General features: G+C 60.1%; 7 protein-coding genes. 3 read left to right on the top strand and 4 right to left on the bottom strand.

Annotated elements, in window-relative coordinates; translation table 11 throughout:
* From GIW04_RS26145 to GIW04_RS26135, 3 genes are all read right to left on the bottom strand, one after another.
* Positions 1-870 (bottom strand): MFS transporter (locus tag GIW04_RS26145; protein ID WP_236479338.1); only part of this gene is annotated, 870 nt, incomplete at its 3' end.
* An 88-nt stretch (positions 871-958) separates the two neighbouring features.
* Positions 959-1,267: an RcnB family protein gene (locus GIW04_RS26140; RefSeq protein ID WP_034135281.1), complete on the bottom strand. Its 309-nt coding sequence runs from the start codon at positions 1,265-1,267 to the stop codon at positions 959-961.
* Between the two features lie 215 nt (positions 1,268-1,482).
* Positions 1,483-1,974, bottom strand: coding sequence for an REP-associated tyrosine transposase (locus GIW04_RS26135; RefSeq protein WP_052224669.1), 492 nt, complete (start codon positions 1,972-1,974; stop codon positions 1,483-1,485).
* 269 nt (positions 1,975-2,243) lie between these two features.
* Between GIW04_RS26135 and GIW04_RS26130 the strand changes: the two genes are divergently transcribed.
* The 3 genes from GIW04_RS26130 (at position 2,244) to GIW04_RS26120 (ending at position 6,198) form a co-directional block, all read left to right on the top strand.
* Positions 2,244-2,801 (top strand): helix-turn-helix domain-containing protein, encoded by a 558-nt coding sequence (locus GIW04_RS26130; protein ID WP_044273146.1) that lies wholly within the window; start codon positions 2,244-2,246, stop codon positions 2,799-2,801.
* 11 nt (positions 2,802-2,812) lie between these two features.
* Entirely contained in the window at positions 2,813-4,159 is a 1,347-nt protein-coding gene (locus GIW04_RS26125; RefSeq protein ID WP_003190348.1) for a glutamine synthetase family protein, read from the top strand.
* Between the two features lie 179 nt (positions 4,160-4,338).
* Positions 4,339-6,198: a DUF3857 domain-containing transglutaminase family protein gene (locus GIW04_RS26120; protein ID WP_120249134.1), complete on the top strand. Its 1,860-nt coding sequence runs from the start codon at positions 4,339-4,341 to the stop codon at positions 6,196-6,198.
* Positions 6,199-6,333: 135 nt separating this feature from the next.
* Here GIW04_RS26120 and GIW04_RS26115 read toward each other — a convergent pair.
* Positions 6,334-6,936 (bottom strand): LysR substrate-binding domain-containing protein (locus GIW04_RS26115; protein WP_236479337.1); only part of this gene is annotated, 603 nt, incomplete at its 5' end.

Below are 6,936 nucleotides of genomic sequence, written 5' to 3'. Positions count from 1 at the left end.
GAACATGCTCAAGCCAGCGATCAGCCACTGGCTCAGGTAACGGTGCGAGATGCGCCGGCCAATCAAGTACTGCAAGGCAATCACTAGCACGGCATTGGTGGTCAGCACCGCGCTGATCACCGTGTAGGTGTATTCGGCGGTCGTGGTGGTCACCAGGTACTGCGACAGGTAGGCCGTGAACTGGCCGAACACCACCGCGCTGAGTAAACCGCCGAGGGTGAAGCACACCAGGCGACGGTCCTGCAGCAAAACGCGGGCGACGGCGAGAAACGGCACCGGCTTTTGCGTGGTGTCCACAGTGGCCAAGTTACGGTCACCCCAGCGCCCATACAGCAGAAAAAAAACCAGCCCCAACAGCGCCGACAGAATAAACGGCAGGCTGATATCCAGCTTGGCCACCATCGCGCCAAAGAACGGCCCTACGGCATAGCCGATATTGGTGAGGGTGTACTTGATGGAAAACACTTCGCTGCGCGCGTCTTCGGGCAGCAGGCTGGCGAAGCCGGCTTTCACCGCAATATCGATGACGGCATAAGCCAGGTTGATCAGGATCAGGCAGCCATAGAACGCCCAGATATTCTGCGCCAGCACCGTGCCGATAAACCCCAGCACAAACACCAGGCTCAAGCCGAGCAACAGCCGATAGCTATTGATGCGGTCGACCAGGAAACCGCCGTAGACACTCAGTAGCGAACCGACGATCAGCGAACTGCCGATTACCAGGCCGACCTGGGTAATGTCCAAGGCGAAATGGCTGGTGAGGTAGATCACGAGGTAAGGAAAGGTGATGGCCTTGGCCAGCGTCAGCAGCAACGTGGCGCACAGCAACAGGTTCACGGTGCGGGGGTAGTTTCTTATGGTGGCAAGCATCCTGCTCTCGTTCTTCAAAGGTAACGCGACCATCGCGGTCGGTTACCTTAACGCAAGAAACATAAAACGAGCAGGTGCCCCCGCGGGATTATTTCTTGACTGGCGTAATCTCGAGGATGGTGCCGTTGGTGGTCTTGAGCAGGACGTACTTGTCGCCTACACGCGCCCACTGGCTTTCTTCTTCAGGCTGCTTGAGGCCGTGTTTTTTCCAATCGCTGATGGCCGACTCCTTGCGCATCAGGATATCCGGCGCACGGTCGCCCTCTTTCAAGTCGCGAGCGTTGATGTTTGAAGGTTGCACGGTTTCCTGAGGGGTATCGCCGGCCTGCACGACAGCGCTGACGGAGGAAAAGCTGGCAGCGACCAGCAGGCAAGCGGCTAAGGTTTTCGACTTCATGGGTGCTCCTTCAATTAATGGTGCGTACCCAGATTCCGACCGCGGCGGCGCGCAATCATTCAGCCTTGTTTCCTGTGGCCAGAGATTGCTCCCGCTGGGCTGCGCAGCAGCCCCAAAAAGCCACACCTCGCATCCACTGAACGTATGCGGTGAATGGGTTGGGGCCGCTTCGCTGCCCAGCGGGAGCAAGCTCCCTCGCCACAAGGGGTACGTCGTTATAGCCAGGCGGCGTCCCAGAGTGAGTAGTCGCCAACATGCTCGACCAGTCCGGCTCGCAGTGGGTTGGCGATGATGTAGCGAGCAGCCTTGATAAGGTCTTCATCGGCCCGCACCGCACGATCGTGATAGCCGTACTGCCAGAAAGCTCCGTGTGTACGACGAGCTCGGTTGATGGCCAGTGTGCTGCACGACTTCACTCGTTTCATCACCTCAGGCAGCGTCGCGTCTCGCAGTTCAAATAACCAGTGAAGGTGGTCCGGCATAATGACCCAGGCCAGCGAGTTGACCAGTCCAAGGTCATGGGCTCGTTTAAGCTCGGCAACCAATAGCCGCCCCAGGTAAAGATCGGCAAACACCGGGCGACGTTGATAAACCACGGCAGTTACCAAATAAGCTCGGCCAGGTTCTGAATAACGGCCACGTCGTAACAAATGAGAATTGGGTTTGTGAAGCAATCCTTTGCTCCCCTGAATGGTTGAATGGTCCATTCAACCTAGCAGGCACCTGAGATGTCCCTGCTCAATACAGTTTCCCCATATTTCCCAATCCTTTGTGGCGAGGGAGCTTGCTCCCGCTGGGCTGCGCAGCAGCCCCAAAAAGCCACACCGCGCATCCACTGAACGCATGCGGTGAACGGGTTGGGGCCGCTTCGCTGCCCAGCGGGAGCAAGCTCCCTCGCCACAAAAGTTTGTGCATAGGGTTTGCGAGCGTGAAAATAATCGTGTAATTTTTCATGAAATTATTCGATATAAATTTCATGACCCCTCAAGAAGAACTTGCCACCCTCGCGGCGCTGATCCACGACCTGCGCAAGCACAAGAAGCTCACCCTGGCGCAACTTGCGCAAAAAATCGAGCGGTCGGTGGGGTTTCTGTCCCAGGTCGAACGTGGCCTGTCGCGCCCGACCGTGGCCGACTTGACCGCCATCAGCCACGCCCTCGACGTGCCCACCACCTACTTCTACAGCCTGCCCAAACCCAAGGCAGTGGACTGGGTCACCCGCCCCAACGAGCGGCGCACGGTGTATTACGCCAATGGCATCACCGACATCCTGGTGTCGCCAAGTATGAACGGCGCGTTTTCGATGCTCGACAGCCTGTTGGCCCCCGGCGCCAACAGCGGCGAGCAAAGCATGAGCGACCGTGCCGAACAGGCCGGGTTTGTGCTCGAAGGCGAGCTGACCCTGTGGGTGGATAGCGAAGCCGAGCCGGTCACCCTCGGTCCCGGCGACAGCTTCCACCTCGCCAGTTTCGCTCACTGCCGCTACGCCAACCTGACCGACCTGCCCGCCCGCGTCTTGTGGGTTTACAACTAGGAGCTGCACCCGTGAAAAGCCAATCCTCCACGTTGCTGGCCGAAGTACGCAGCTTTCGCCAGAACCACCCCGACGTGCGCTATGTCGACCTGATCGCCCTGGATATTCCCGGGCATTTCTACGGCAAGCGCTACCCGGTGGAGATGCTTGAGAAAGTCGCAGCCGGCAGCCCGCTGAAGCTGCCGCAGAATGCGGTGCTGCTGGGGGCCCAGGGTGGGCTGTTCAAGATTGGCGACTACTGCTTCAACGATGGCGACCCGGACGCCAATCGCCGATTGGTGCCCGGCACGCTCAAACCAGTCACCTGGGAGTCGCAGCCATTGGGGCAAATGCTCATCACCTCGGACGGCACCCAAGCGCCCATCGAATTCGAACCCCGCGAAGTCCTGGCCAAAGTGCTGGAACGCTTGCAGCACCAGGGCATTCACCCCGTGGTGGCGTTTGAGCTGGAGTTCTACCTGTTCGATAAACAGCTGGAAAACGGCCTGCCGCAATTTGCCCGCGACCCGCTCAGCGGGGATGCCGACGACCAGCCCAACCTGCATATCGAACGGCTGTCGCGCTTTAGCGACGTGCTCGATGACATGGCGCAAACCGCCAAGGACCAAGGCCTCGACATCACGGTGATCACCGCCGAAATCGGCCCCGGCCAGTTCGAGATCAACTTCGGCCACTGCGACGACGGCCTGCGCGCCGCCGACTGGGCCGCCCTGTTCTGCCGCAGCACTCGTGGCGTGGCGCTCAAGCAGGGTTACCGCGCCAGCTTCATGGCCAAGCCCTACCTGCAATTTCCCGGCAGTGGCATGCATGTGCATGTGAGCCTTTACGACGCAGCGGGCAATAACTTGCTCGCGGCCCATCAGCAGCAGCCATTGCGCCACGCCGTAGCCGGTTGCCTGGAATTGCTGCCCCACTGCATGCCGATTTTCTCGCCCAACCACAATGCCTTCCGCCGCCTGGGCGGCACGGTCAACGCTGCGACGCGGGCGAGCTGGGGCTTTGAAGACCGCGATGCTTGTGTGCGCATCCCCGAGTCCGACCCGCGCAACCTGCGGATCGAGCACCGCCTGGCCAGCGCCGATGCCAACCCTTACCTGGTGCTGGCGGCGATCCTGGTGGGCCTGGAGCATGGCCTTGAGACCAAGCGTGAACCCATCGCACCACTGAACGAAGACCGCAACAGCGGCACCGATTTCCCGGTGGAAATGCTCGACGCCGTGCGTGCCATGCAGCAGCAACCGGTACTGCGCGACAAGCTGGGCGCGGAATTTGTCGACGTGTATTGCGAGAACAAACGCCAGGATCACTTGGCTTTCCAGCAAGAAATTCATGCGCGCGAATATCGCTGGTTTCTCTAAGGAGGCGCCGCGATGGCGGCATAAAAACCTTGATCTAAATCAAGCAAAGGCTCTAGCACGGGCCTTTCAGGCTTAAGAATTGTCGAACAATCCTGGCCTTTGCCGTTGAGATCCATTATCATCCGGCGCCTTCTCGCTACCCGCCGGGTAGCTGTTTCAATGTGTCACCCGAGGCGCCCATGTACCGTTTTTCGTTTCACCGCCCTTTGATTGCTATCAGTCTGGGGCTGGTTTCCCATTCCGTCAGCGCTGCACTGCAACCCCTAGCCGAAGCCCCACTGGCCAACGACACCGAATTGCACTGCCACTTCAACCGCGACGCCAGCACCGACTGCACCACCACCTACCGCTACACGATCCTCAAACCCAACGGCCGCGAAATGCTCTCGCGCATCGATTTCGATTACTCCGAAAGCGATACCTTTGAAGTGATCAGCGCCCAGTCCACCCAGCCTGGCGCCAAGCCGGTCGCCCTCGCCGCCACGCAAATCGATACCCGCAGCGCGCCCAACCCAGACCAGGGTTTCAGCCGCGATAAGCAAACCTCCCTGGCCTTCCCCAACCTGCGCGTGGGCACAAAGATCCGCTACACCGTACGCCACCACTATCCGGCCAAACCGCTGATGAGCCAGTTCCATTACGTGCTCAAGTTCGGCCCCGGCGCGGCCCGCCGTGATCGTTTCAAGGCGCGCTTTACCGCCGAACGCCCGCTCCAGTGGCGTAGTGAAATGTTCGACGCCTTCAAAGTGACCCCTTCGAGCAACGGCAAAACCCTGGACGTGGCGCTTAAAGCGCCGATCTACCTCAACTACATCAATGAATCCTCCGCCGCCGCGCTGCTGCGCGTTCCACGCCTGGAAGTGGGCAGCGCCGTGGACCGCCAGGCGTACTTCGGTGATTTTGCCCAGCGTTACAACCAGATCCTCGGCGCCAACCTGCCGGCGCAAGCCGCCGCCGCCGTGGCCGCCGCACGCAGCCTGGCGCCGGCTGAGCAAGTGGCCGCGCTGATGCAGCACATCAATGATCATTACCGCTACCTGGGCGACTGGCGCGCCAGCGAGCGTGGTTATGTGCCGTTCAGCCTGGTGGAAATCGAGCAGCACGGCTACGGCGACTGCAAGGACCTGGCGACCCTGCTGACGGCCATGCTCAAGGCCAGCGGCATCAAGGCAGAGACCGCGTGGGTCAGCCGTGGCGACGTGGTCGATGCCCTGCTGATTCCTGGCACACAGGCGCCCAACCACGCCATCGTGCGTGCCGAAGTGAATGGCCAGGTGTGGTGGCTTGACCCGACCAACCCGGTCTTCGCCCCTGGCCAGACCATGCCCGATATTCAGGACCGCTGGGTGTTGGTCAACGACGCCCAGGGCCAAGTGCGCGAAGAACACATCCCACTGGAACGCCCCGAAGTCTCGATACGCCTGGACAAACAGGTGCAGTACGGCAAAGAGGGAGATGGCGCGGTCAAGGCGACTATTACCTTCAGCCGCCTGCCGCTGATGCAACTGAGCGTCGCCGACCGCCAGCAAGGCACCACCGCCACCGACCAGAACATCTGCGCCAACTTCGGCAACGACATCAGCGACTGCCAGATCACCCGCGACCCCACCAGTTTTGTGGTACATGACGGCTACAGCGTCAGCGCCCGCATGAACGATCAGCGCGCCCTGGAAAAACTGGCCAATGACTATGTCTACACCGACCCGTCCTTGAAAGACCGCTGGGAAGGTTACGTCAACTATCGTCGCCAGGGGCAACAGGCCGACCTCTACCTGGGCAACCCCGAAACCTATGACTACACCTACAGCCTGGCAGGCGGGAAGATGGAAAAAGCCATCCCCGGCTGCAAGGTGCGCTCGCCCTGGTACGACCTCGACCTGGACGGAAAACTGGAAGACGGCTCACTGCGCTATCACTATCGCCTGAGCCAGAAAAAACGTTGGCTGACCCATGCCGAAGTCACCAGCGATGCGTTCGGCAAGATGATTGAAGAAGCTCGGGCCTGTGCCGAGCAGGTGCATCAGGTGGTGAAGCTCTAGACCATCCCTGACACAACACAGTCCAAATGTGGGAGCTGGCTTGCCTGCGAAGACGGCGGGTCAGCCTGCACATGAGTGGCTGATACATCGCCATCGCAGGCAAGCCAGCTCCCACTTTTTAATCCGTGTGTTGCATCAGCGGGACTCACCTAGCAACAAGCCCTGCTCCCGCGCGCACAACTCCACCACATAATCCCACAACACCCGCAACCGCACCGACTTGTGCAGCTCCCGACGCGAGCTGATCCAATAGCTGCGCTGAATGCCCTCTGCCGGCAGCAACGGCACCAACTCCCCATCCCCAGCCGCCATAAAACACGGCAACACCGCAATGCCCAACCCCGAACGCGCCGCCTGGTGTTGCGCAATTACACTGGTGCTGTGGAACACCACCTTGGGGTTACGGCAGAAGCTGTTGAGAAACTTCAGTTCCTGGCTGAACAGCAGGTCATCGACATAATCGATCCAGGCATGGGCAGCAAGGTCTTCACGCTTCTCGATAGGCGGGTTGCGCGCCAGATAGCCACGGCTGGCGTACAACGCCAGGCGATAATCAGTAAGTTTGCGCGTCACCAATTGATCGGCGCTGGGGCGCTCCAGGTGAATGCTGATCTCCGCTTCGCGATTGAGGATGCTGACAAAACGCGGCACCGCGACCAGCTCCACCTCCAATCCTGGATAGCGTTCAAACAACCCTCCCATGCGCGAGGCCAAAAACATCACCCCCAGCCCTTCGGC

The sequence above is a fragment of the Pseudomonas sp. PA-4-8C genome (assembly GCF_021606625.1).
Classification (GTDB): Bacteria; Pseudomonadota; Gammaproteobacteria; order Pseudomonadales; family Pseudomonadaceae; genus Aquipseudomonas; species Aquipseudomonas lactis.
The sequence above is the reverse complement of the archived record's forward strand: the minus strand, read 5'-3'. Positions and strand labels throughout refer to the sequence as shown.

Bases quoted from the DNA above. Each gene is read 5' to 3' on its own strand.
- GIW04_RS26120 (WP_120249134.1), top strand. From the start codon at position 4,339: ATGTACCGTTTTTCGTTTCACCGCCCTTTGATTGCTATCAGTCTGGGG.
- GIW04_RS26140 (WP_034135281.1), bottom strand. From the start codon at position 1,267: ATGAAGTCGAAAACCTTAGCCGCTTGCCTGCTGGTCGCTGCCAGCTTT.
- GIW04_RS26130 (WP_044273146.1), top strand. From the start codon at position 2,244: ATGACCCCTCAAGAAGAACTTGCCACCCTCGCGGCGCTGATCCACGAC.
- GIW04_RS26135 (WP_052224669.1), bottom strand. From the start codon at position 1,974: ATGGACCATTCAACCATTCAGGGGAGCAAAGGATTGCTTCACAAACCC.